The organism is Paenibacillus sp. FSL W8-0439 (assembly GCF_038008995.1).
GTDB classification, from domain to species: Bacteria; Bacillota; Bacilli; order Paenibacillales; family Paenibacillaceae; genus Paenibacillus; species Paenibacillus polymyxa.
Genome location: NZ_JBBPAK010000001.1, coordinates 5,415,141 through 5,438,839, shown reverse-complemented (window position 1 = coordinate 5,438,839; position 23,699 = coordinate 5,415,141). Strand labels below are relative to the sequence as shown.

Below are 23,699 nucleotides of genomic sequence, written 5' to 3'. Positions count from 1 at the left end.
AGGTGGCGCCTTGTGCGCTACCGGTTCTTGATATGTATAACACTACATTTTGTAGTGTTAATTATCTAATCGGTATACAACTTAAAGGAGATGAGCTTATGAATCAAACGCTTGCGAATATTGGATTGTTATTGGTACGAATTTTTACAGGAGTTATTTTTATCGTTCACGGTGCACAAAAGTTTCAGGGACTAGACGGAACCTCCGGCTTCTTCCAGAGCCTCGGACTCCCTGGCTGGATGGCTCCTGTGGTCGCTACGGTTGAGTTGGTTGGAGGGATTGCACTGGTTCTGGGTATCGGAACACGACTGGCTGGAGCGGCATTGACCATCGTAATGATCGGTGTATTGCTGACTGCAAAAAAAGGACAGCCTTTTGGCTCGATTGAATTTGATCTCCTGATTTTGTTCACCAGTCTTCAGCAAGCCCTTGTCGGTGGGCGTTTTCTGGCGGTGGATCAGTTGTTTGGCCGTAAAAAGGCTGAAAATAGTAACGTACAGGTCTAAATGTTCATATTACCGCATCCTTAGTCTCATAGGATGCGGTTTTTGTTTTTCTCCTTTATGAAAATTCTTTGTAAATGATTTGCTACTTTCTGCCGATATAACTTCCATGGAATGTAATGAAATAATATCGCTTTTTGAGCAAAGGGGAAGAAAGATACATGGCAACAACGCGAAAAAGAAAGACCATATGGACACTCAGGAACAAGTTGATTTTAGGCTTTTTACTTGTTTTGCTGATTCCAAGTTTAAGTATTTCCATTGCAACCTATGAATCATCATATAATGCTATGGAAAAACAGCTTTACAGCAGTGCAAATCAGGGGGTAACGACGGCTAACTCCGTGATTGAATATGCAATCGCCAGTAAAATTGAAGATGTGCGATATTTGGCGGAACGCCTCGACGGTTCGATGATTGACGGACCAAATAGTCCCTTGATTCAGCCCAAGCTGATCCAATACATAGGCTTACACGAAGACGCGAAGGATATTTTTGTGGGAACACCGAAGGGGCTGATGATCCGGGGGGTGCCCAAAAAGGACGAAGGGACATTTGATCCTCGCACACGACCATGGTACATCGAAGCGATGAAGCAACCGGGCAAGGTAGCGATCACCCCAGTTATCATCAATTCTTCAGGTATTCCTGTAGTTATCGTATCCCAGACGCTTTCCGACCAGTCTGGCGTGATCGGGATCTCTCTGAATCTGGAAAGTGTACGTAAACTGGCCTCCATTAAAGTGGGTCAGGAGGGATATATCCTCATTCTGGATCACACGAAGAAATTCGTGGTCCATCCTACGGTTAAACCAGGCTCATCTCCTCAGGACAATTCACTTGATAGGCTGTATACTGCGCCGAGCGGGAATTTTAAATATATGCATGAAGGTCGCGAGAAATATTTGACCTATGTAACGAATAAGGATACCGGCTGGAAAATTGCAGGCACCTTCTATCAATCCGAGATTAGCGATGCCACCGCTGCCATTCGTTATGTAACGATTTTCGTGCTGGCTGCCTCGTTGGTAATTGCGCTTATCGCGATTTTCCTAATTACCCGTTCGGTTCTGGTTCCGATTCGTAAGCTGCAAAAATCAGCAGAACGAATCAGTGAAGGAGATTTGACGGGCGATTTGGAAACAGGAAAAACAGATGAGGTAGGCGAACTATCAGCTCACTTTCAAACCATGGTGAATAGTTTGCGCACGATGATTCGAAGCGTGCGTGAAACGACAGACCGGGTAAGCTCTTCGGCAGAGGAGCTGGCTGCGGGTGCAGATCAGACGACCCAAGCCATTGAGCATGTCACAATTGCTATTCAAGAAGTAGCTGTAGGCAGCGAACGTCAGCTGCAAAGCGTTAAGCATGGCTCTGTGAGTATGGAGGGGCTGGCTCAGCAAGCAGCGGATGTATCCGAGCGCATGGTGGGCGTATCTGAACATGTGAAAATGAATGCCGAGTCGGCACAGGAAGGCAGTAGGGCTGCTACGCAGGCTGTACAGAAGATGCATGACATCGACGAGACTGTTCATGATCTGGGACAGGCTATGGACTCGCTGAATGAACGCTCCGGTGAAATCGTGAATATTATCAGTGTTATATCTGGTATTGCCAAACAGACCAATCTGTTGGCACTGAATGCATCCATTGAGGCCGCACGCGCTGGGGATCATGGCAAGGGTTTTGCCGTGGTTGCTACAGAGGTACGTAAGCTGGCTGAGGAATCCGCCAAATCAGCTACCTTGATCTCGGAGCGCATTGAAGCGATGCAGCTGGATATGAACCATGCACTGGGTGCGATGCAACAAGCGCGGGCACGGGTATCCGAAGGTATTGATTCGGTAACCACATCCGAGCATTCCTTTGCAGAGATTAGTCAGGCTGTCGAACGCGCGATGGGGCATATCCATGACATTACCGGAGTGACTCAGGAAATGGCGAGGGGGACTGTAGGCGTCGCAGATATTATGAGCGATATTTCCCACATCTCGGACGAGGCAGCGAGCAACACCGAGTCGATCTCAGCGGCGGCTGAGCAACAGCTGGCTTCCATCGAGGAAATTGCTTCATCCACAGCAGACCTGAGCCAAATGGCAGAGGAGCTGCGCGAACTGGTTGGACGTTTCCAGGTTGAAAAAAAATCCTGAAATGATAAAAAGCGCCCGGATACCGGAGGTTATATTCCGTATCCAGGCGCTTTTTTTGATGTTTTATCATAACTTTGGGTCGCAGGGTTAGAAGTCACCGTTGAACGACTTGCGACGATTCAGACGGAAACGGGCACCCCGTGAGCTGTTGGACGGACGCAGAGAGCTTCTCTGAAACATATTGTTCAGAATCAGTGCGAAAATGACCAGTACAGTCCCGTACAGTTCAAAACGGCTAATGGCATAACCTTGGAAATACATAAGTACCAGCGTGGTAATCGGTACAAAATTAATAAATAGAATACCGTTTAGCGGAGACAGCTTGCGGATTCCGGCATTCCAACTCAGCAAGGCCGCTAGCCCTGGAAGCAGGATCATAAAGCTCATTTCGTATTTGACTGACCATACGTGCTGCCAATCCGGCACTGCAATCCAGTTGAAAGCAGAGGCAAAGGTCACGACTACAAAAGAAACCAGAGTTCCAAGCAGGCAGGTCAAGGTTGAATATCGAAGAGTAGACCACCCTGCAAAATGACTGCCTCCCATGGAATATACGACCCAACCGACGACACCCACGAAAATAAGCAGCAGCGCCAATAGATGTTGTCCGGCAAGCGTGAAAAAGGTCCATTTGCCGTTCGTGATAACCAGTAATGCCCCAGCCAGCGCAATCAACATGCTGATTAATGTATATTTTGGAGGCATTTTACGGGTCATGATCCACACCATCGCAATGGAGATCATCGGCATTAGCACTTCCATAATAGCAGCTACAAGGGTACCTGCTGCCCCCATCGCGTGCTGTCCCTGGAAAACGGCCATATTATAAATGGTAAATCCCATAGTTCCGAAGAACAATAACACCTTGCCCTTGCCCTCAAAGCGAAATGCAGTCCGTCCCTCTTTGAGCCACAATAGCACTATTAATATGAGTGTAACCGATAAATAGCGCAAAAATGAAAAGTACAGTGGATTAATATGCTGTAATGCAATGTGCGAAACCGGAAACATCGCCCCCCAGGACATACTGGCGATCAGGCATAGTAAAGATCCGGTCATGATCTGTTTGTTCATGGTGTACAAAAGCTCCTCCTTGCCGGTCTCAGCGGACATATCTTATGGACACATCATAAAGGATAGGAAGCTGTTGGTAAAATGATTGAAAATAAACATTATGATCATTTAAAATGATGATAAGTGACAAGGCGCGTCAATTTTGGTGGTCCTTGCCCTTCACAATAAGGGGGAACAGTAGTGGATCTGAACGATTTAAACATTTTCCAGACGGTGGCTGCACATGGCAGTGTCAGCAAGGCTGCAGCCGAGCTTAGCTACGTCCAGTCCAATGTAACGGCCAGAATCAAGCTGCTGGAAAAGGAACTGCAGACGCCTTTATTTTATAGACATAAGCGGGGGATGATCCTCAATGCTGAGGGCAAGCGTCTGCTGCAATATACGAAAAGCATTTTATCGCAATTTGAGGAAATGAAGCATGCGTTTCAGAACACATCCACACCTTCAGGGGTACTGGAGATTGGTATCGTGGAGACTGTCATTGCCCTTCCGGCCATTTTACATGCTTACTACAGTAAGTACCCGGATGTCGAATTGTCCCTCAAGGCTGGGGTTACGGAATCACTGGTGCAGGAGGTTGCAGAAATGCGACTGGATGGAGCCTTTGTAACCGGACCAGTCAAGCATCCGCTCATTGAACAGTTTGATGTATTTCAGGAAAAGCTGGTCCTCGTATCTCAAGGAAATGACTTTTCGGTTGACGATTTTACAACTCGTCCGCTCCTGGTATATAAAAAAGGCTGCGGATATCGGGGAAGACTGGAAACCTGGCTCAAAATGGAGGGGATTATCCCCAAGCGGATCATGGAGTTTGGGACATTTGAGACGATTATCGGCAGTGTAGCGGCAGGCATTGGAATGACCGTCTTCCCCGAATCCTCGATCAGCGGGCTGGTGGCTCAAGGTCTTGTGTGCGGTCATGCCATCCCTGAGCCTTACAATGAAGTGACAACGGTGTTTATCCGCCGTAAGGAGGCCTTCGTTACCAGTACCTTGCAGTCTTTTATAGATGAGATTACCACTCAGACAGAAGCGTAGCTTTATGGCTTGGGCTCGGGTACAATGAGAGGGATTTGATCTCATTGTTCATCCTTGAAGGAGGGCTATTATGTTTACAATATATCCGGCTGCTTCCCGATTCAGCTTCGATAAGGGATGGCTGCGGGGGAGCCACAGCTTTTCATTCGCGGAGTATCAGGATGAGAACAATACAGCGTTTGGTCCTATGCGTGTCTGTAATGACGATGTCATCGCACCGGGTCGGGGCTTTGGGGCACATCCGCACAGCGATATGGAGATTGTCTCCATTGTGCTGTATGGGGAGCTGCGTCATGAAGACAACCGTGGACATGTGGCGGTGACCCGTTTTGGAGGCATTCAGCGAATGTCAGCGGGGCATGGCATCATTCATACGGAGCACAACGCTTCGCAAACCGAGGATGTCAGTCTGCTGCAATTGTGGTTTAGTCCGCACACAAGAGGATTGCAACCTTCCTATGAGACTACAACGTTCAATACGGAACGTCTGCAAGGTCAGCTCCTGCCTGTCGTTGCTGGAAAGCGTGTACCCGGCACGGAGGGTGAGATAGCTTCAATCAATCAGGATTTAACGATTTATTTAAGCAAGCTTCAGCCCGGGGAACAAGTAGAATTTACACAGGCCGAGGGTCGGCGCGTGTTCCTGTTCGTTATCGAGGGCTCACTGCGTGTCAACGGTGAGCATCTTCTGCAAGAGCGAGATTCTGCTCGTATAGGGGAGGAGCCGAAGCTATCACTGAAGGCAGAGGATTCTGTTTTTTATATGTTGATTGATTTGCCCTAAAAGGAGGTGCGCACAATGGCGCAGCAGGAAACATGGCTGATCAAGCATGCCGTCACAGGGCGAAGCTTTGCTGACAGCCGCAAGCAGCGTTTCGATTGTCGTTTGGAATCGGCGGACGGCGTGTTTCGCTTCACGCTTCAAGAGTTGCCGAGTGAGGCAGCGGAGGCGATTGTGCGTTTCAGCGAGGAGCTGAACGTATTTCGTTTTGTAACGCCCGCAGATGGCGGATTCGTGGTAAAGCATTGGTATTACGTCACCCCGGAAAGTGTGCAATATCATGCTCAGATCGGTGAGCTTACGTTCGAAGCCGGTTCTGAGATTGAATACCACCCCGAGGAGTATTGGGGAGACTAAATCTTCTTAATCATAAATGTTCGGATGTATAATCGATTTTCGAAGGCTCTGCATCATTGCAGGGTCTTTTTGTTATGAGTTCAAGATGGTGAGTTCATTGGATACATAATCCTTTGCAGGCTGGTACATCCTATATGTCATATTAACTGATCGGTTTATTCGTAAAGGGGGGACTAACGATGAAGAAAGGGCGCTTTCCCAAGCTGCCAAAGCTACCGTGGAGCCGGAGAGCGGTTCCAGCCGCTGAACGCAAAACACGAAATGCTCGTGTGCCCAAAGGGCTGCCTGAGTCTTCATGGCTGGAAGAGCCACTGCGCAGCAGTCTAGAAGACAATAGGGTCGCAATGCGTGATATTTTCAAGGAATGCTCTGATATCGTCTACCGAGAGCTCATGATTTCCCCTGAACGAAAAGGGTTGCTGGCATATTTCGAAGGTACGGTAAAATCAGAAGATTTGCAGGATCATATTCTGCGGCCTGTCATCTTGGGCATGATGCTCAAGGACCCTGAAGTGAACGGCAAATTGGAGCCGTTGGATGAGACTCGTATTTCCATGTCCCAGACCAAAACGATGGACGAATGGAAGCAGGTATCGGCAGCGATACTGGACGGCAATGCCGCTCTGTTCGTAGATGGAACGGCTCGTGCTTATATTTTCAGCGCCAAGGGAGGCGTTCGCCGTGGCGTGGAGGAGCCGCAGACCGAGGCTGTTATTCGCGGGCCGCGTGAGGGCTTCACGGAGACGCTTCGCGTGAATACGGCACTGCTACGATTCAAGCTGAAGACCTCCAAGCTCAAGATGCACAGCATGACCCTCGGAACAGAAACTCAAACGAGCGTCGTCCTTACCTATGTTGAAGGGATCATAGATCCGAAGCTGGTGGAGGATGTTAAAAAGCGCCTCAGCGATATTAAAATTGATGGTGTTCTGGAGACTGGATATATTGAGGAACTGATTGAGGATCACCCATATTCACCGTTTCCGCAAATGGAATACACCGAACGTCCCGATACCGTCACCGCGCAATTACTGGAAGGACGGTTTGCCATTTTTGTGGACGGCACGCCTTTTGCCCTGATTGGACCAGTCACGATGTGGCAAATGATGCAAGCGAGCGAAGATTATTACGAGCGCTTCTTCATCAGTAATATGGTGCGCTGGATTCGTTTTCTTTTTCTCATCATGGCTCTCTTTCTGCCAGCATTATATGTAGCGGTGACGACCTATCATCATGATATGCTGCCAACGACACTCATATTGAGTATTGCGGCGGCTCGGGAATCCATCCCTTTTCCAGCCTTGGTGGAAGCGTTGATGATGGAAATTTCTTTCGAGGCATTACGGGAAGCAGGGATTCGTCTCCCCAAAACGGTCGGTCAGGCCGTCAGTATCCTTGGCGCGCTCGTTATTGGGCAGGCCGCGGTACAGGCAGGGATCGTATCGGCGCCAATAGTCATCGTTGTGTCGCTCACAGGTATTGCCTCGTTTACCATACCACGTTTTAATTTTGCCATTACGGTTCGTCTGCTGCGATTTCCAATCATGCTGATGGCTGGTTTATTTGGCTTGTTTGGCATCATTATTGCGACAACGCTGATTGCTACGCACCTAACCAAGCTAACATCGTTTGGTGTCCCTTATATGAGTGGATATAGCCCGTACAACCATATGGATCAAAAGGATATTATCGTCCGTGCACCTTGGTGGAAAATGACCAAACGTCCTTCATGGATTGGTAAGGACAACAACAAACGAGCGAAGAAAGAGATGAATGGATCGCCTAAAACCGAGGAGGGATGGTGATGAAGCCCACATCAAATACACAGCAAATACGTAAAGCAGCTGTACTTTGTTGTCTACTGCTTTGTTCTGTTCTTTTGGGAGGATGTTGGGATCGCCGTGAAGTGAATGATGTGGCCTTTGTGATGGGTACCGGACTGGATAAGGAAGGCGATCAATACCGGGTAACGATGCAAATTGCTCTGCCCGGACAGCTCGGATCTTCGGGTAGCACAGGAGGAGGGGGAGGTACCAGTGGTACGAAGTCCTACTACCTGGAGTCCAAAACAGGTCCAAGCTTCCGGGGAGCAAGTACTGAGGAACAGCGAGAGGTTTCGCGAACACTGAATTACTCTCATCGACGGGTGCTGCTGTTCGGGGAGACGCTGGCACGAGAAGGGATTAGCAAAATGATGGATGTCATTGCACGTATTCCGCAGAACCGCCTGTCTTCCCTTGTTGTTATTACAAAGGGGTCAGCGATGGAAATGCTTCAGGCAGATGCTCCGATTGAGCAATATCCAGCGGAAATGGTGCGTGAGCTCAACTTTTCCTATATGAAGAAACCTCGTTCCGTTAAATTGCTGATGAATTCCGTCCTGCTGGAAGGCATTGATCCGGTAGTGCCGGTAATGTCTCTGGTGAAGAATGGGCCTGATAGTCTTAAAGACAAGAAGACAAATATTCAGGTCGATGGACTGGCTGTCTTTCGACAAGACAGGTTAACAGGGGTTATTGATAATCACCTCAGTCGGTTTCTGCTGTTGGGTATGGAGCAAGCCAAGGAAACAGAAATTTTTATCCCCCCTCCCAAAGGTAGAGGTTACATATCTGTGCATCTCATCGAAAATAAAGTCCATATCGAGCCCTTTATTCGGGGGGACGAGATTCGAATGACGGTTCATATGAACTGCAATGGGAATGTGAAGGAAAATGAGACGAGCTTCGATATTTCCAGAGAGGAGAATTTGAAGTGGCTGGAGCAGCAGACGGTCGAGGAGATCAAGAGGGAGCTGGGAGAGGCTGTCAAGGAAATTCAGCAAAAGTATCATTCAGACGTGCTTGGCCTGGGCCGGGCTATTATTACCAATCACCCGGATGAGTGGAAACGGATTAAACCTCAGTGGGCGCAATTGTATCCCAAGGTGGAGGTCACCATAGATCCGGTCGTGCATATTGAGAATATCGGGGCGGTCACCAAACCATTCGGGGTCAAAAAGGAGCAAATCCAGAATGAATAAAGTATTTCTATTACCTTTATTGCTGGCTATGCTCTTCATGTATCTGATTGACCGTAAACGTATTAGCAATGCACCTGCCGTCAATCGCTGGGTCTCCCGCGTACTGTATGTCATTAGCATTGGTATCTGGATTTACGGCACATCGACGAAGAGCACTGTTTATGTGGCTACTTGGCTGACCCGATTTATTGACAAGTGGCTCCCCACCGCGTTGTAAATCGTGTAATGGATGCCTGCGGGCAAAAGGAGGATGTACCTGCATGAAACAGTTCACAACCAGACAAATTGTGCTGCTTAGTGTATTGATGGAGGTCGGTATTACCCTTATACATGCTCCGGCGCAGGCAGCAGATCACGCGAATCAGCATGCCTACTGGACCTGTATAATTGCAGCCATTGTGCTCTGCTTGCCGATCTGTGCGATGTTGAAACTCAAACGCCGTTTCCCTGATCAGGATCTGATGCAGGCGATGGTAAGCTCTCACCCTGTGTCGGGGCGTGTGCTGCTTGCAATTTACTTTATTTTATTTCTGATCATTTTTGCGCGGGATTTGAGGATTATTACCGATTTGGTGGAGGTGGTTCTTTTGCCGCTGACTCCAATTGTGGTCGTATCTCTTATTGTGCTATTGACTATGGCATTTATGGTTAAAGGTGGAATAAGTACCCTTGTCAATATGACCGAGATTTTTGTGCCATTGTTGATTGTGACACTGTTGACTATGCCGCTTTTTTTTGGAGGTAATATGGATTTTTCGATGCTGAGACCCTATTTACATCCGGAAGTAGATGGAGTTATTAAAGGCAGTTGGCGGATGCTAGGTTATATGGCCGATATCATGATGGTTCCCTTTGTGATTTCTGGGAAGAGCTATAATGGACGTAGTGCGTGGTTGGGGCATTTACTCGGAACCGCTATTATAATCATGCTGGTGTTGTTGTCGGAGTTGGTGATTGGAGTTCCTATCTTGTCACGACTGTTTTATCCATCGTATGAACTGGTGCGTCAGTTGCAACTAACGGACTTTCTGGATCGGTTCGACTTGTTCGTGGCAGCACTGACCGTACCAGCCTTTCTTACGAAGATTGGAATTGATCTGTACGTTACCAGTTTGGCGGTAAAGCGCATGTTTGCCCATGTCTGGGGGAGTCTGATGGTTTGGCCCTTAGGTTTGTTAGGTTATGTCTGTTCGTTTATGCTGTTCTCCAACATCGTACAAATTTATGATTTCAGCCGGGAATGGACTGCGGTGATGGTCATCTTTTTTGTATTCATGCCCTTCTTGCTGTGGATGTTGCTCCGACCCAAATTTAAAGGGAGAGGTGATGATGATTCATCATCTGGCAGGGAGAGGGATAGAAGTGATCAGAAAGAAGGTCAGCAGGAAAGCGAAACAGGACACGCCCACTTATAAGATTACTGTATTTATCGAAAAAGTAATTCTTATTTGTCTTTTGCCTCTCTGATTGTATACTTGGTAGAAAGAAATACGACATCTACAAGGGAGGCAACAGCATGGCACAACGCATGGCAGGTAAGAGAGTCGCTCTTGCCGGTCCCCGTAAAGCAGAAGAAATGGCGTTGCTAGTTATGAAGATGGGGGGCGAGCCAGTAGAACGCCCGGCCCAGGGGACTGTTTTTCTGGATGATATCGAGCTGCGCAACGCTGTTGTATCGTGGGTGAAGAACCCTCCGGACTGGTACATCTTCACGACAGGTATGGGACTGGATGCTCTGTTCGATATGGCAGAGGATATGGGCGTGGCCGAGCAGATTATAGAGTTGCTGCAATCCTCCAACATTGCAGCACGGGGCTACAAGACGGTCAATGGACTCAAAAAGCGTGGCTTTACGCCAGCAGTACGGGACGAGGACGGAAGTTTGATCGGATTGACACGGGCTTTTGCCCCATATGATCTGAAGGGGAAGGAAGTACTGTTGCAACTGCATGGAGACCCGGCCCCCCGGTTGGTAGAGTGGCTGGATGAGCAAGGCGTAGTGACCCGCCAAGTACTTCCTTATAAGCATATCCCACCTGAAGAAGCAAAATTGCAGGCGCTACTAGATGATGTTATAAACCGTACGATTGATGCCGTTACGTTCACGAGTGGTCCGCAAATTCGATTTTTGGCCCAATATGCGAGAGAGCAAAATCGAATGGAGGATTTACTGGAAGCTTTTCGTGAAGATGTCATTGCTGTATCGGTAGGCAAGGTGACTGCACAATCCATTTTGGAAGAAGGGATTGAACGAGTCGTATTTCCAACTGAAGAGCGCATGGGTGCGATGATGGTGGAGCTGGGCAAATATTTCGAACATAGCGATTCGGTGCATGGCTGTGGTCTGAAGAGCGTGAACAGTCATTTGAAATGAGCTAGAACTGATAAAAGCAGTAAGCTAAAAATGAGCTTATATTTACTAATAAAGAGTAAAATAGAGATAAGGGCCTACGAGGTCTTTATCTTTTTTTGTTGGACATGCATCGACAAAGTTTTTTGTTATAGCGAAAATATTTATCTAATATAATGAATAAGTTTCGATGCATGATATTGAGGACAGGAGCTGAGACGTTTATGAATTCTATTTGTGTATTTGCAGGGTCCAGACCTGGACATTCATCGGTATATGTTGAGGCGGCAGGCAAGCTGGGTGAAGCTATGGCTCGCCAGCATATCCGTTTAATTTATGGTGGCTCCAGCAGAGGGCTGATGGGTAAGGTGGCGGATGGACTGTTGGCGGGTGACGGTCAGGTCACCGGCATTATGCCCACCCTGTTATTCGATGCAGAGATCATTCATCGGGGAGTTACCGAGTTTATTGAGGTAGCAAGCATGCATGAACGTAAAGCGGCGATGAGCGAGATGGCCGATGCGTTTATAGCCCTTCCGGGAGGCTTGGGAACCTTTGAGGAGCTGTTCGAGGTATTGTGCTGGGCGCAAATCGGTATACATCGCAAGCCCATTGGGCTGCTGAATGTGAATGGATATTTTGACCCGTTGGTAGAAATGGTACGTCATAGCGTGCAGGAAGGGTTTACCGGAGCTGATCATCCAGCGCTACTGAGTATATCTGCGGACCCGGATGAACTGCTGCATATGTTGAAAAATAAAGCAGATAACTTGAAATAAAGCTTTTTTCGTGCTTGCACAACTGATTGAGGCAAGGTTATGATAAGACCCATAATCAAATAGCGGACAGACAAGGTGCCTTTGCGGTTGAGCAAAGGGTAACAGGGAATCGGGTGCAAGTCCCGAGCGGTCCCGCCACTGTAAGGAAGAGGGTTCTTTTAAATGGTCACTCGTACAAAACGGGGAAGACGAGAGAATCCGTTGATGCCAAGCCAGGAGACCTACCTTGATCTGTATGCACCGTTAACCTTCGCGGAGAGGATGGGTGTACGAAATCAGGAAATCAGGCACACGTTGCTTTTTCCATGTTGGTTACAGGTTTGCGTGGATATGAACGTGCAGCAGCGTTTGAAGCGTAAACAAAACAGATGGAAAACAACGGCAGATAGGAGGAAGACAAGAACTGTCTTCTTACGCTGTTTCGTCTGGTAAGAGAGATACGTACATAGGAACCCCATCCGGGCAGGATGGGGTTTTTTTGAGTTAAAGGATGCCACAAATTATTGAAATAGATAGTATAGCTGCCCTGAAAAGGATGATAGGAGGAGCACGATGAGCCCATTAGGAAAATTGCTGGTGATTGGATTTGGACCAGGAGATATGGAACATATCACAAAACGGGCGTTGGATGCGCTGGCCGAAAGTGAGGTCATTATCGGCTACAATACCTACGTTGATTTGATTCGTCCGTTGTTGAACGGACAGGAGATTGTACGCACAGGGATGACAGAAGAAGTGAGCCGTGCGCAGGAGGCGGTTCGCCAAGCAGAGATGGGTAAGAAGGTAGCCGTCATTTCCAGTGGAGATGCTGGGGTCTATGGCATGGCAGGGCTGGTGTACGAAGTGCTGATGCAAAAAGGCTGGCGTCGCGAGGACGGGGTTGAGGTAGAAGTTGTGCCGGGGATCTCGGCTATTCAATCCTGTGCTTCGTTGTTGGGAGCGCCGGTTATGCATGATGCTTGCACAATCAGTCTGAGTGATCATCTGACCCCGTGGGAAACGATCGTGAAGCGTGTAGAAGCTGCGGCTTCGGCTGATTTTGTGATTGCCTTATACAACCCGCGCAGTGGTCGACGTACCCGCCAGATTGTGGAGACGCAGTCCATTTTGCTCCGTTACCGTGATCCGCAAACTCCAGTTGGACTGGTGAAGAGTGCTTATCGTGAACGTCAGCAGGTTATTGTAACGACGCTGGAAGATATGCTGAACCATGATATCGGGATGCTGACGACCGTAATCATCGGCAATTCCTCGACGACAGTGTATGACGGGTTAATCGTGACTCCGCGCGGCTATCAGCGTAAATACACGCTGGACGCGACCGAGCAAGTGCTCAAACCGCATCAGCGGCTTCGCACGGAAGCGGAGCCGTGGTCGCTGGGCGCGCAAGAGGATCGCGCGCTGGATACACCGCAGGGAGGCGGAGCTCTGACTGCGCCTCCCGAGCCTTCCGCGAGCAGCGCTGCGGTTGCCACGCAGGCACGCCCGCAAGCGATGGCTACCGTGCAGGCTGCGCCCGCGAAGCCAACCGGAGCGGCTCCAGCATCGCTGGCAGCAGAGGCACTAAGCCGCCTAGCTGTCGGCGGCAAGCTGCCGGGCGAAGCCAATGCTCGCTGGAGCGGGCAAGCGCCTACCGCCCAGAGCGCCGTCGGAACGGCAACGGTGGCTACGACTGGGAAGGCGTCAGGCGGCTTTGGCAAGCCTGCGCTGTTTGAGGTGGGTGTTTCCCCTGGTGTGGGAAACAAGAAGTTCACTGCTCGGCAGATGGCACTGCTTGCCGAGGTAGCGGGTGATGAAGGCGAGCTGGAATATACGCCAGATCATCAGATCGTGCTGCGCGTGCCATGCCTAGACCCCGAGGAACTGGTCGGACGGCTGCGTGATGAACGATTTATTGTCATGCCGATCGGCGATGTGTTTAAAGTGAAGGCATGCGATTTTTGCAATATGGAGAAGGATGACGCTGTGCCTGTAGCTGAGCATCTACAGGTTGTACTTGGAGGACTACAGGCACCCAAAGAAACGAGTATTGCTTTGAACGGATGTGGCATGGCCTGCTATGGAGCGGTGCTGGAGGATATCGGAGTCGTCTATCGCAAGGGAGGATACGATCTTTTCCTCGGTGGCAAAAAATTTGGCCGTAATGCTCATGCTGCTCAGCCCGTAGCGGAAGGGATACCGGGTGATCAGATTACGGATATCGTGGAGAACATTATCGCTGAATACAAGGAAAAAGGCCATCCGAATGAGCGTTTTCATAAATTTTTCAAACGTGTAGGCATCGTAGCGGGCTTCCGACATGAAGATGCACCAGCAACAGTAGAAGTGAATGCGGTTTGTGGTGATTAGTGGGTTGGTAGGCTTGATGAACTGGATACAAGCATATATATAAAATAGGGCGTCATGTAGGCTATCCCTATAATGAGGAGGAAAACACAGCAGTGGATGCAATATTGTTGGTTGGACATGGAAGTCGTGACCCAGAGGGTAATCAGGAACTACTGGAATTTGCGCAAGCGGTGGCAGATCGGGCGCCAGATACGTGTGTAGAAACCTGTTTTCTGGAGTTGGCACGCCCAAGTATTGCCGAAGGAGTACAGGCGTGTGTGGACAAAGGGGCGACACGTGTCGTTTTTATTCCGATTATTTTGTTCGCAGCAGTGCATGCCAAAATTGATATTCCGAAGGCAATCGACCGGGCAAAGGCAAAATACCCGCAGGTGGAATTTGTATACGGACGTCCGATTGGCGTTCACGAAAAAATCGTTAGCATACTGCTAAACCGCTTGAAAGAGGCACGCCCTGTTGCAGTTCCAGCAGGGATGAATAGCGCTGTCGAGGCATCTACCGAGGTATCTGACGAAGAAACAGCGGTACTTGTATTAGGACGCGGAAGCAGCGATCCAGATGCGAACAGTGACTTTTTCAAAATCACTCGTATGCTGTGGGAGAAGCTTTCTTATACGTGGGTAGAAAGCAGCTTTATCGGTGTGACGCAGCCTTCTTTTCCCGATGGCCTAGAGCGTTGTGTACGATTGGGGGCCAAAAAGATTATCGTGCTTCCGTATTTTCTATTCACGGGTGTGCTGATTAAGCGCATTGGAGAAATGACTCAGGAATTCGCCGAGGCTCACCCTGCATTACAAGTGGAAATGGGCGGATATTTTGGCTTCCATCCTCAATTAGTTGAGCTGGTGCTGGAGCGAGCTAACGAAGGCTTGTTCGGCAAGGTTACGGCTAATTGCGATAACTGCCAGTTCCGTCTGGAAGCGCAGGAGCACCACCATCATCATCACGACCATGACCACGATCACCATCACGACCATGAGCATGACCATCACCACCATCATGCACATGAGCATGATCACCATCACGAGCACCATACAAACAGCCACGCTCACGATCATACGCATGTCCATGCTCACAGCCATAATGACCATGATCACGATCATTCACATGCGCCGTCTGTAGTGAACGTAACCGGGCAGGTGAATGGCTCATGATTTTTATGCTATGCGGAACGAGCGATGCAAGGGAATTGGCGCTGCAAATCCGTGACACCGGCTTTAACGTATTAACTTCGGTCGTAACCGAAAGCGCGGCGGCCAGCTTGTCCGAAGCAGGGCTGGACGTACGTACAGGCCGAATGACAGCCAATGAAATGGGTGCAATGATTCGGGAGAAGGGGATACAGGCCGTTGTTGATGCCAGTCATCCTTTTGCAGAAGAAGCACATGCGAATGCGATGACAGCTGCTCGCGAGTCTGGAGTTCCTTATATTCGCTACGAGCGGACGGGACTGGTGTATGACAATCATCCATTGCTCCATATTGTGTCTTCTTATGAAGAGGCCGCATTAATTGCTAAGCAACTCAAAGGCTCTGTCATGCTTACGACGGGCAGTAAGACGCTCGGCACATTCACCAAGCATCTACTCGGAGACCCGGAGATTCGTCTGGTTGCACGTATGTTGCCGCGCCTCGACAATATGGAGAAATGCGGCGAACTGGGGATGGAGCAAAAAAATATTATTGCCATGCAGGGGCCCTTTTCCCGTGAGATGAACGAAGCATTGTACAAGCACTTTGGTACAACCGTGATGGTCACCAAGGAAAGCGGACGCACGGGAGCAGTGGATGAGAAGGTTCAATCTGCTCTGGATCTGGGTATTCACGTCATTTTGATTTCCAGACCGGAAGTAGAGTTTGGTACGGTATTTGATCATTTCGACGGAGTAATTGATACATTGCGCACAGCAACAGGGAAGATTTCCATTTGAGTTGGTTCAAGTCCCTACGGGTTCAGTTAATCCATAACGACTGCTGGCATGTATCTAAAATATAGTCATCTTAAAATGCGTGTTTTAATAGAAATATCTGTTGTTTTAATACACGAGCAGTTATTTTTCCTAAACTAATTTTCCATAAGGGAGTGGGTCGATACCATGGACTTTAAAACAGACTTTAAACCGCTAACGGTACAGCCGCAGGAGATTGAGGGTAAAAGCTTCGCAATGATCACAGAAGAATTGGGAGAGCATCCATTTACAGCTGAACAATATCCTGTCGTACAGCGTGTCATTCATGCATCTGCTGATTTTGAGTTGGGCCGCAGCATGGTATTTCATCCAAAAGCCATTGAAGCCGGAATTGCAGCTATTCGCGCAGGACAGCCGGTGGTGGCAGATGTGCAGATGATTCAGGCGGGGTTGAGCAAGGATCGCATCCGTCAATTTGGCGGGGATGTTCATGTGTACATATCTGACCCGGACGTGATGGAAGAAGCCAAAAGGCTGAACACGACACGTGCCATTATTTCGATGCGCAAAGCGATTCAGGCGGGCGAAGGTGGAATCTATGCGATTGGTAATGCGCCGACAGCGTTGCTGGAGCTGATTCGTCTGGTGAAAGAAGGAGCGGCTAAGCCTGGACTAGTGATTGGTATGCCCGTAGGTTTTGTATCGGCGGCAGAATCCAAGGACGAGCTACGCAAGATGGATATTCCGTTCATTACGAATATTGGACGCAAGGGCGGCAGCACGATTGTCGTAGCAGCATTGAATGCAATCTCCTTAATGGCTGTCCGCTAGATGCGGTTGTCCGTTTGCTGTATCATGAAATGAATTAGAGCATGATCAGCAGAAGAGGTTAAGGAGGAATTGGCATGGAAAAGGAAGCGGCGTCCGCCGACAGGCCCAAACAGATGAAAAGTGGTGAAGCTCCCGCGTCGGACAAGCCGATGCGGTCAGGCTTTACGACGGGGGCCTGTGCGGCTGCAGTAGCCAAAGGAGCGGTACAACTGCTCATTACGGGCATAGCGCCGAAGGAAGCGGTGATATCGCTGCCCGCGGGCTTCGATCATGCATTTGAACTGATCGAGCCTGTGTTGGATGCGGACGAAGCTTCCTGCACGACGATCAAGGACGGTGGCGATGACCCGGATGCCACGCATCAGGCGAGAATTAGCGCCTCTGTTAGCTGGCGCGAGGAGCCGGGCATTGAGCTGGACGGCGGCATCGGCGTCGGGCGGGTAACGAAGCCCGGTCTGCCTGTGCCTGTCGGGCAAGCCGCGATCAATCCGGTGCCGCGCCGGATGATTACGGAGGCCGTATCTGGCGTGCTTGAGGAGCACGGATCGGCCAAGGGTGTCCGTGTCGTTATCAGTGTGCCGGACGGCGAGGAAATCGCCAAGAAAACGCTGAACGGGCGACTTGGCATTCTTGGCGGTATTTCCATACTGGGCACACGCGGTGTAGTCGTTCCGTTCTCCACGTCTGCTTATAAAGCCAGCGTGGTGCAGGCTATATCGGTTGCACAAGCGATGAACTGCGAGGAAATTGTCCTGACCACAGGCGGCAGCAGTGAAAAATATGCGATGCAAATGTATGATCAGCTGACGGAAGAAGCCTTTATTCAGATGGGCGACTTTGTCGGCTTTGCAGTCAAGCACGGCAAACGATTGGGAATGAAAAAGATTATTCTCGTCGGTATGCCCGGCAAGCTGTCGAAGGTTGCTCAGGGCGTCATGATGGTTCATTCCAAGAGCGCTCCGGTGGATTTTGGATTTTTGGCCCAGGTTGCGCGTGAGGCAGGTGTGGATGAGTCGCTTGCAACAGCAGTAGCTGAGGCGAATACAGCTACGCAGGTGGCGGATATGATGACCGAAGCGAATGCGCTGAGCTTTTTTGAAAAGTTATGTACCTATGGGTGTCAGCATTGTCTGGAGCATGCAGGTGGTGGAATCACCGTGGAAATGGTACTGGTAACGCTGAAAGGGAACGTGCTGGGGAGGGCGAGAGTCGGTGAGTAGAGTAATTCGTGTCATTGGTATCGGTGAAAATGGAGCGGCAGGTCTGTCGCAGGAGACGCTGGAACAAATCGAGCGTGCCGACCTGCTGGTTGGTGGTGAGCGCCAGCTAGCCTTTTTCGAGGCAGCCGCAGGAGAAAAACGAACATTAAAGAGCGGCTTATCCGCCGTGGTGGAAGAATTGGGACGGTTGCGTGAGCACAAGGATATTGTCGTGCTTGCGTCAGGCGATCCGCTTTTTTTTGGAATTGCAGGCTATTTGTCTGCCAAGCTGGGGGCTGAGCACCTGGATATTTTACCCCATCTCAGCTCGGTTCAACTGGCATTTGCGCGTCTTGGTGAAAGCTGGCAGGATGCGGTGCTGGAAAGTGTACATGGTCGTCCGATGACCGGACTGGCGCAGCGGATCGATGGACAGAACAAGATCGCGCTGCTGACGGATGACCGCAATCATCCCGCCGCGGTTGCCGCTTATCTGTTGCATTTTGGCATGACGGAATATGATGCCTTTGTCGGCGAGCATTTGGGAGGACCAGATGAGACGTATCGGCATTATACGCTGGAAGAGATGGCGCAGGGAACCTTCCAACCCCTGAACGTGGTTGTTTTGCGCCGCCGTAAGGGAGAAGACGTGCCAGCAATTCGCCGGGGATTTGGCTTCGAGGATGCGGAATTTCACCAGCGCAAGCCGGAAAAAGGGCTGATCACGAAGCGTGAAGTGCGCGTATTTAGCTTGTCCGAGCTGCGATTGACCGAGCGAAGCATCGTATGGGACATCGGCGCAGGCTCCGGTTCTGTAGCTGTGGAATGTGCGCGGCTGGCCAAGTACGGGCAAGTGTTTGCCATTGAGAAGAATGAAGGCGATCTGGCCAATGTGGAAGCGAACAAGGTCAAATTCCGCACTGATTTTCCAGTGATCCATGCCAAAGCGCCTGCCGGATTGGACGAGCTGCCAGACCCGGATGCCGTGTTTATCGGCGGGAGTGGAGGAGAACTGGCAGAACTGATTCGTCTGTGCGCTTCCCGTCTGCGTAAGGATGGGCGAATTGTAGTGAATGCTGCAACCATTGAGACGCTGCATGACGGTATGAAGGCGATGCAAGCCGCAGGACTCGAAACCTCGGTGACGTTACTGCAAACAGCGCGTAGCAAGCCGATTTTGAATATGACACGCTTTGATGGTCTAAATCCGATATATGTTATTACAGGACAGCCGCCGGTAGACGTGGCTGACGGAGCAGCAGGGGAGTAAGCTGGTAAATCAAGAGGGGGAGAGACAGCATGAATACGGCGGCAGTAGGAACACTTTACGGCGTAGGCGTGGGGCCGGGTGATCCCGAGCTGATCACGGTCAAGGCGTACCGGATGATTCAGGAATGTGAAGTTGTGGCATATCCGAAGAAGCGCCGGGGAGGCAAATCGTATGCTCACGAGATTGTGGAATTATACGTTAACCCGGAGGAAAAGGAGATGTTGGGACTCATTTTTCCAATGACCAAAGACCCGGTTGTACTGGAGCGGGAGTGGAACAAAACGGTAGTTGCTTGCTGGGAAGCTCTGAGTCAAGGAAAGGATGTAGCCTTTGTCACAGAAGGAGACCCTAATCTGTACAGTACCTTTATTCACTTGGCGCGTCTGATGAAGGATCTCCATCCCGAGGTGCCGATTGTATCTATTCCAGGCATCTCTTCTGTATTGGGAGCAGCGGCAGCGCTGGAATTGCCTTTGGCTGACGGAGATCAGCAGGTTGGTATTATTCCGGCTACGGAGGATCGGGCAGCGATGAAGCGGGCGATTGAGAATCACGATACGGTCGTGTTTATCAAGGTTGCCAAGGTACTGGATTTGATTTTGGATGTGCTGGACGAGCTCAATCTTGGCGATCGTGCCTCTGTCATTACCAAAGTCACGTCTCCTTATGAAATGGTATGGCACAACGCCCGTGAGCTGCGCGGACAGGAGCTTGAATATTTGAGTTTAATGGTGGTGAGCAAATGACGTTGGAGCCAAAGGTATATATCGTAGGAGCAGGCCCTGGTGACCCGGAGTTGATTACGGTCAAAGGCTCCCGGATTCTACGCACGGCAGATGTGGTGTTGTACACGGATTCACTAGTGAACGACGAGCTGATTGCTACGGCCAAGCCGGAAGCGCAGGTACTGCAAAGCTCAGGCATGGATCTGGAACGGCAGGTCGAGATTATGAGCGAGGCTGTGCAGGCTGGGCACAGTGTAGCCCGTGTACATACAGGTGATCCGGCAGTATACGGTGCGATTTTGGAGCAAATGGTGCTGCTGAAGCAGCGCGGAGTAGCCTACGAAATCGTACCGGGCGTCAGCTCGGTCTTTGCTTCTGCGGCCGTGCTGGGTGCAGAGCTAACCGTGCCTGACTTGACGCAGACGGTCATTCTGACGCGTGCCGAAGGCCGTACACCTGTACCGGATCGTGAAAAGCTGCGTGATCTGGCATCCCATCACTGTACAGTGGCGCTGTTCCTCAGTGCAACGCTGGCGAAGAAGGTAGTCGTTGAATTTTTGGCGGCTGGCTGGAGCGAAGACACGCCTGTAGCCGTTGTGCAGCGCGCAACTTGGCCGGATCAAAAGATTGTCCGCACGACACTTGCCCAATTGCCAGCCGATCTGCGTGCAGCAGGCATTACGATGCATGCCATGATTTTGGCAGGGTGGGCGCTCGACCCGGGGTTAGTGGACAAGGACGCACATCGTTCCAAGCTGTATGACAAGTCGTTCACCCACGGCTACCGAAAGGGAGTGAAGCCTGGTGAGTAATCCATTTGCCGCTGTGGCGATCACGAAGCATGGAGTCGAGATGGTCCGCAATTTGGGAGCCAGCTTTCCGGGTACGGATGTGTATTACATGTCCAAGTTTGAGCGTGGAGACGAGCAGGAGCGTGGCATTCAATTGTTCGAAGGTTCGGTCAAACTGATTTTGCCGGATTTATTCAAACAATATAACGGTATTATTTTATTTATTTCCCTCGGTGCGGTGGTTCGTATGATTGCACCGATTTTGGTGGATAAAAAGGTAGACCCAGCCGTGGTCGTCATTGATGATCGCGGAGAACATGTCATTAGCGTACTGTCTGGGCATTTGGGCGGCGCAAATGAATTGACCCGTCATGTAGCCGCTGTACTGGGGGCACGTGCGGTAATCACGACTGCATCGGACGTGCAGGGCACGATTCCAGTGGATATGTTGGGTCGGGAATTGGGTTGGGTGGTCGATAGCTTCGACAAGGCCACGCCTGTGAGCGCCGCTGTTGTGAACGAGGAGCCCGTTGTACTCATACAAGAGACAGGCGAACGGAACTGGTGGCGTTATGACAAGCCAGTACCTGCACATATCAAGGTATATGCCTCAATGGCGGAAGCGGTACAAGAATCGTTCAACGCCGCGTTGGTCGTAAGTGACCGTTTGTTAGAGCCTGAGGAAGAGGAGAGATTTCTTTCTAATGGCGTGCTGTATCGTCCTAAAAGCTTGGTGCTTGGCATTGGCTGCAATCGGGGAACTGCATTGGAGGAGCTGGAAGCTGGGGTGCTGAACACCTTGCAAGAGCTGCGTTTGTCTGTAAAAAGCGTACGGAATATTGCTACGATTGATCTGAAAAAGGATGAAGAGGGCTTGCTCGCCCTCTGCGCCAAATACGGCTGGGAGCTGGTGACGTACACTCCGTCAGAGCTGAACATGGTGCAGCTTCCCAATCCATCGGAAACTGTCTTCAAATACACTGGCGCCTATGGGGTCAGCGAACCATCAGCCCTGTTGTCTTCCGGTGCGGACCATTGGCTGCTGGAGAAGAAAAAAAGCGGAAATATGACGTTGTCTGTAGCGCGGGTTTCCTATGACTGACGATATGAAGCAGGCTATACAGCTAGACTCGTCTGCCACGGCACGCAGAAGTCGTATCGTTGTCGCCGGTACGGGCAGCGGCGCGGGCAAAACGACTGTGACTCTCGGGCTGATGAAGGCGTTCGCCGACAGCGGCCTGCGAGTGCAGGGATTTAAGTGCGGTCCGGATTATATTGATCCGACCTATCATACGGCCGCGACCGGAACGCCTTCCCGTAATCTCGATTCCTGGATGACCTCGCCGGATACGGTGCGTGAAACCTTTATCCGCGCATCTGAAGGCGCAGATATCTCCGTGATTGAAGGCGTCATGGGGCTATATGACGGCAAGGACCCGCTCAGCAATATTGGCTCGACCGCCGAAATCGCCATGCTGACGGATAGCCCGGTATTGCTGGTCGTCGATGTACGCAGCATGGCACGCAGTGCGGCCGCTATTGTGCTCGGCTTTCAGCGCTTGGAGCCCAAGCTGCGCATTGCGGGCGTAATCGTGAATCGCTGCGGTAGCCAAGGGCATTACGGCATTGTCAAAAGGGCAATCGAGCAGGAATGCGGCATCCCTGTGCTCGGCTGGTTAAAGCGCGATGACGGATTGGATATTCCCGAGCGTCATCTGGGCCTGGTGCCTGCTGTAGAACGCGGCGAGCTGGAGCCGCTCTTCCAACGGGCGGCAGAGCTGATTCGCGCGGGTACGGATCTGGATGCACTCCGGGCATTGGCGGATTCGGCTCCGCCGCTCAGTCTGCCCGAGCACCCATTATTTCCTCCAGATCAGCCTCCCACAGCAGGACATGAAGTCAAGACTGGGGAACATCCCATCATTGCTGTCGCCAGAGATGCGGCGTTCAATTTCTACTACCCCGAAAATATGGATTTGCTGCGCCAAGCGGGAGCAGAGATTGTCTATTTTAGTCCGCTGGCGGGAGAGCGCGTCCCTGAGCACGCCAACGGCCTATATCTGGGCGGCGGTTTTCCTGAGGAGTTTGCGGCAGATATCGCTGCCAATACGGGCTTTCTGCAAGATATCCGCAACGCAGTGAGCCGGGATATGCCTGTATTCGCCGAGTGCGGTGGTTATATGATACTGGCCCGGACACTTACGGATCGGGCGGGTCACGCCCACCACATGGCCGGGGTGATCCCTTCGGACGTTCGCATGCAGGAGAAGCGGGCTGCATTGGGATACCGGGAAGCAACCGCATTGCAAGATTGCTTGCTGCTGGAGGCTGGAGAGACGATTCGGGGACATGAATTTCATTATTCGGTCATGAGCTATGATGAATCTGCCGCCCCCTATCCCTTTGCCTATCAAACCAAGGGGATGCGCGGACTCCAGAGTGAAGGTTATGCCAAAGGGAACCTCTTGGCAGCCTACACACACATTCATCTCGCTTCTCTACCCAAGGCAGCAGCACGCTGGGTTGAAAAATGCCGAGCTTACGACTAAAACACAAAAAAGCCGGGTCCCT

Annotated in this window: 22 protein-coding genes and 1 riboswitch; of the genes, 21 read left to right on the top strand and 1 reads right to left on the bottom strand. The window is 50.6% G+C overall.

The window, feature by feature from the left end; genetic code table 11:
• The first annotated feature begins 98 nt into the window (after positions 1–98).
• Positions 99–506, top strand: coding sequence for a DoxX family protein (locus MKX36_RS23430; RefSeq protein ID WP_013373539.1), 408 nt, complete (start codon positions 99–101; stop codon positions 504–506).
• A 158-nt stretch (positions 507–664) separates the two neighbouring features.
• Complete coding sequence (locus MKX36_RS23425) at positions 665–2,653, top strand: methyl-accepting chemotaxis protein (protein WP_340865836.1); 1,989 nt, start codon at positions 665–667, stop codon at positions 2,651–2,653.
• Between the two features lie 87 nt (positions 2,654–2,740).
• On the opposite strand, the gene MKX36_RS23420 is transcribed toward MKX36_RS23425, so the two are convergent.
• Positions 2,741–3,727 carry a DMT family transporter gene (locus tag MKX36_RS23420; protein WP_025366067.1) on the bottom strand — a complete coding sequence of 329 codons (987 nt, stop codon included), beginning with the start codon at positions 3,725–3,727 and terminating at the stop codon, positions 2,741–2,743.
• Positions 3,728–3,907: 180 nt separating this feature from the next.
• Between MKX36_RS23420 and MKX36_RS23415 the strand changes: the two genes are divergently transcribed.
• From MKX36_RS23415 to MKX36_RS23325, 19 genes are all read left to right on the top strand, one after another.
• Positions 3,908–4,765 carry a LysR family transcriptional regulator gene (locus MKX36_RS23415; RefSeq protein ID WP_016822786.1) on the top strand — a complete coding sequence of 286 codons (858 nt, stop codon included), beginning with the start codon at positions 3,908–3,910 and terminating at the stop codon, positions 4,763–4,765.
• A 70-nt stretch (positions 4,766–4,835) separates the two neighbouring features.
• Positions 4,836–5,549 (top strand): pirin family protein, encoded by a 714-nt coding sequence (locus MKX36_RS23410; RefSeq protein WP_340865835.1) that lies wholly within the window; start codon positions 4,836–4,838, stop codon positions 5,547–5,549.
• A gap of 15 nt (positions 5,550–5,564) precedes the next feature.
• Positions 5,565–5,903, top strand: a complete 339-nt coding sequence (locus MKX36_RS23405; protein WP_019688877.1) for a hypothetical protein — start codon at positions 5,565–5,567, stop codon at positions 5,901–5,903.
• A 179-nt stretch (positions 5,904–6,082) separates the two neighbouring features.
• Positions 6,083–7,708, top strand: coding sequence for a spore germination protein (locus tag MKX36_RS23400; RefSeq protein WP_016822789.1), 1,626 nt, complete (start codon positions 6,083–6,085; stop codon positions 7,706–7,708).
• Positions 7,708–8,925 (top strand): Ger(x)C family spore germination protein, encoded by a 1,218-nt coding sequence (locus tag MKX36_RS23395; protein WP_340865833.1) that lies wholly within the window; start codon positions 7,708–7,710, stop codon positions 8,923–8,925. Before MKX36_RS23400 ends, MKX36_RS23395 begins: the two co-directional genes overlap by 1 nt.
• Entirely contained in the window at positions 8,918–9,142 is a 225-nt protein-coding gene (locus MKX36_RS23390; RefSeq protein WP_340865832.1) for a hypothetical protein, read from the top strand. The genes MKX36_RS23395 and MKX36_RS23390 overlap by 8 nt, the downstream gene beginning before the upstream one ends.
• A 43-nt stretch (positions 9,143–9,185) precedes the next feature.
• Positions 9,186–10,340 carry a GerAB/ArcD/ProY family transporter gene (locus MKX36_RS23385; protein WP_340865831.1) on the top strand — a complete coding sequence of 385 codons (1,155 nt, stop codon included), beginning with the start codon at positions 9,186–9,188 and terminating at the stop codon, positions 10,338–10,340.
• A gap of 101 nt (positions 10,341–10,441) precedes the next feature.
• The gene (locus tag MKX36_RS23380) at positions 10,442–11,299 is read left to right on the top strand and encodes a uroporphyrinogen-III synthase (protein WP_340865830.1); all 858 of its coding nucleotides are present in this window, start codon (positions 10,442–10,444) and stop codon (positions 11,297–11,299) included.
• Positions 11,300–11,499: 200 nt separating this feature from the next.
• A complete protein-coding gene (locus MKX36_RS23375; protein WP_044786214.1) occupies positions 11,500–12,054 on the top strand; it encodes an LOG family protein in 555 nt (184 codons plus the stop codon).
• A 57-nt stretch (positions 12,055–12,111) separates the two neighbouring features.
• A riboswitch (cobalamin riboswitch) is annotated at positions 12,112–12,297 on the top strand.
• A gap of 309 nt (positions 12,298–12,606) precedes the next feature.
• On the top strand, positions 12,607–14,403 hold the full coding sequence (gene cobJ / locus MKX36_RS23370) for a precorrin-3B C(17)-methyltransferase (RefSeq protein ID WP_340865828.1): 1,797 nt from the start codon (positions 12,607–12,609) through the stop codon (positions 14,401–14,403).
• Between the two features lie 92 nt (positions 14,404–14,495).
• Complete coding sequence (locus MKX36_RS23365) at positions 14,496–15,557, top strand: sirohydrochlorin chelatase (protein ID WP_340865827.1); 1,062 nt, start codon at positions 14,496–14,498, stop codon at positions 15,555–15,557.
• Positions 15,554–16,333 carry a precorrin-6A reductase gene (cobK, locus tag MKX36_RS23360; RefSeq protein ID WP_016822798.1) on the top strand — a complete coding sequence of 260 codons (780 nt, stop codon included), beginning with the start codon at positions 15,554–15,556 and terminating at the stop codon, positions 16,331–16,333. The genes MKX36_RS23365 and cobK overlap by 4 nt, the downstream gene beginning before the upstream one ends.
• Positions 16,334–16,498: 165 nt before the next feature.
• Positions 16,499–17,143: a precorrin-8X methylmutase gene (locus MKX36_RS23355; RefSeq protein WP_340865824.1), complete on the top strand. Its 645-nt coding sequence runs from the start codon at positions 16,499–16,501 to the stop codon at positions 17,141–17,143.
• Between the two features lie 74 nt (positions 17,144–17,217).
• Positions 17,218–18,363: a cobalt-precorrin-5B (C(1))-methyltransferase gene (locus MKX36_RS23350; protein ID WP_340865823.1), complete on the top strand. Its 1,146-nt coding sequence runs from the start codon at positions 17,218–17,220 to the stop codon at positions 18,361–18,363.
• Positions 18,356–19,612 (top strand): precorrin-6y C5,15-methyltransferase (decarboxylating) subunit CbiE, encoded by a 1,257-nt coding sequence (cbiE, locus tag MKX36_RS23345; RefSeq protein WP_153794153.1) that lies wholly within the window; start codon positions 18,356–18,358, stop codon positions 19,610–19,612. The genes MKX36_RS23350 and cbiE overlap by 8 nt, the downstream gene beginning before the upstream one ends.
• Before the next feature lie 29 nt (positions 19,613–19,641).
• Entirely contained in the window at positions 19,642–20,358 is a 717-nt protein-coding gene (cobI, locus tag MKX36_RS23340; RefSeq protein ID WP_019688869.1) for a precorrin-2 C(20)-methyltransferase, read from the top strand.
• A complete protein-coding gene (gene cobM / locus MKX36_RS23335; RefSeq protein ID WP_340865821.1) occupies positions 20,355–21,149 on the top strand; it encodes a precorrin-4 C(11)-methyltransferase in 795 nt (264 codons plus the stop codon). The genes cobI and cobM overlap by 4 nt, the downstream gene beginning before the upstream one ends.
• Entirely contained in the window at positions 21,142–22,230 is a 1,089-nt protein-coding gene (locus MKX36_RS23330; protein ID WP_016822804.1) for a cobalt-precorrin 5A hydrolase, read from the top strand. The genes cobM and MKX36_RS23330 overlap by 8 nt, the downstream gene beginning before the upstream one ends.
• Complete coding sequence (locus tag MKX36_RS23325; RefSeq protein WP_340865820.1) at positions 22,223–23,677, top strand: cobyrinate a,c-diamide synthase; 1,455 nt, start codon at positions 22,223–22,225, stop codon at positions 23,675–23,677. Before MKX36_RS23330 ends, MKX36_RS23325 begins: the two co-directional genes overlap by 8 nt.
• Positions 23,678–23,699: the final 22 nt, after the last annotated feature.

Coding starts and splice junctions, on each gene's coding strand:
- MKX36_RS23430 (WP_013373539.1), top strand. CDS start 99: ATGAATCAAACGCTTGCGAATATTGGATTGTTATTGGTACGAATTTTT.
- MKX36_RS23425 (WP_340865836.1), top strand. CDS start 665: ATGGCAACAACGCGAAAAAGAAAGACCATATGGACACTCAGGAACAAG.
- MKX36_RS23420 (WP_025366067.1), bottom strand. CDS start 3,727: ATGAACAAACAGATCATGACCGGATCTTTACTATGCCTGATCGCCAGT.
- MKX36_RS23410 (WP_340865835.1), top strand. CDS start 4,836: ATGTTTACAATATATCCGGCTGCTTCCCGATTCAGCTTCGATAAGGGA.
- MKX36_RS23405 (WP_019688877.1), top strand. CDS start 5,565: ATGGCGCAGCAGGAAACATGGCTGATCAAGCATGCCGTCACAGGGCGA.
- MKX36_RS23400 (WP_016822789.1), top strand. CDS start 6,083: ATGAAGAAAGGGCGCTTTCCCAAGCTGCCAAAGCTACCGTGGAGCCGG.
- MKX36_RS23395 (WP_340865833.1), top strand. CDS start 7,708: ATGAAGCCCACATCAAATACACAGCAAATACGTAAAGCAGCTGTACTT.
- MKX36_RS23390 (WP_340865832.1), top strand. CDS start 8,918: ATGAATAAAGTATTTCTATTACCTTTATTGCTGGCTATGCTCTTCATG.
- MKX36_RS23385 (WP_340865831.1), top strand. CDS start 9,186: ATGAAACAGTTCACAACCAGACAAATTGTGCTGCTTAGTGTATTGATG.
- MKX36_RS23380 (WP_340865830.1), top strand. CDS start 10,442: ATGGCACAACGCATGGCAGGTAAGAGAGTCGCTCTTGCCGGTCCCCGT.
- MKX36_RS23375 (WP_044786214.1), top strand. CDS start 11,500: ATGAATTCTATTTGTGTATTTGCAGGGTCCAGACCTGGACATTCATCG.
- cobJ (WP_340865828.1), top strand. CDS start 12,607: ATGAGCCCATTAGGAAAATTGCTGGTGATTGGATTTGGACCAGGAGAT.
- cobK (WP_016822798.1), top strand. CDS start 15,554: ATGATTTTTATGCTATGCGGAACGAGCGATGCAAGGGAATTGGCGCTG.
- MKX36_RS23355 (WP_340865824.1), top strand. CDS start 16,499: ATGGACTTTAAAACAGACTTTAAACCGCTAACGGTACAGCCGCAGGAG.
- MKX36_RS23350 (WP_340865823.1), top strand. CDS start 17,218: ATGGAAAAGGAAGCGGCGTCCGCCGACAGGCCCAAACAGATGAAAAGT.
- cobI (WP_019688869.1), top strand. CDS start 19,642: ATGAATACGGCGGCAGTAGGAACACTTTACGGCGTAGGCGTGGGGCCG.
- cobM (WP_340865821.1), top strand. CDS start 20,355: ATGACGTTGGAGCCAAAGGTATATATCGTAGGAGCAGGCCCTGGTGAC.
- MKX36_RS23325 (WP_340865820.1), top strand. CDS start 22,223: ATGACTGACGATATGAAGCAGGCTATACAGCTAGACTCGTCTGCCACG.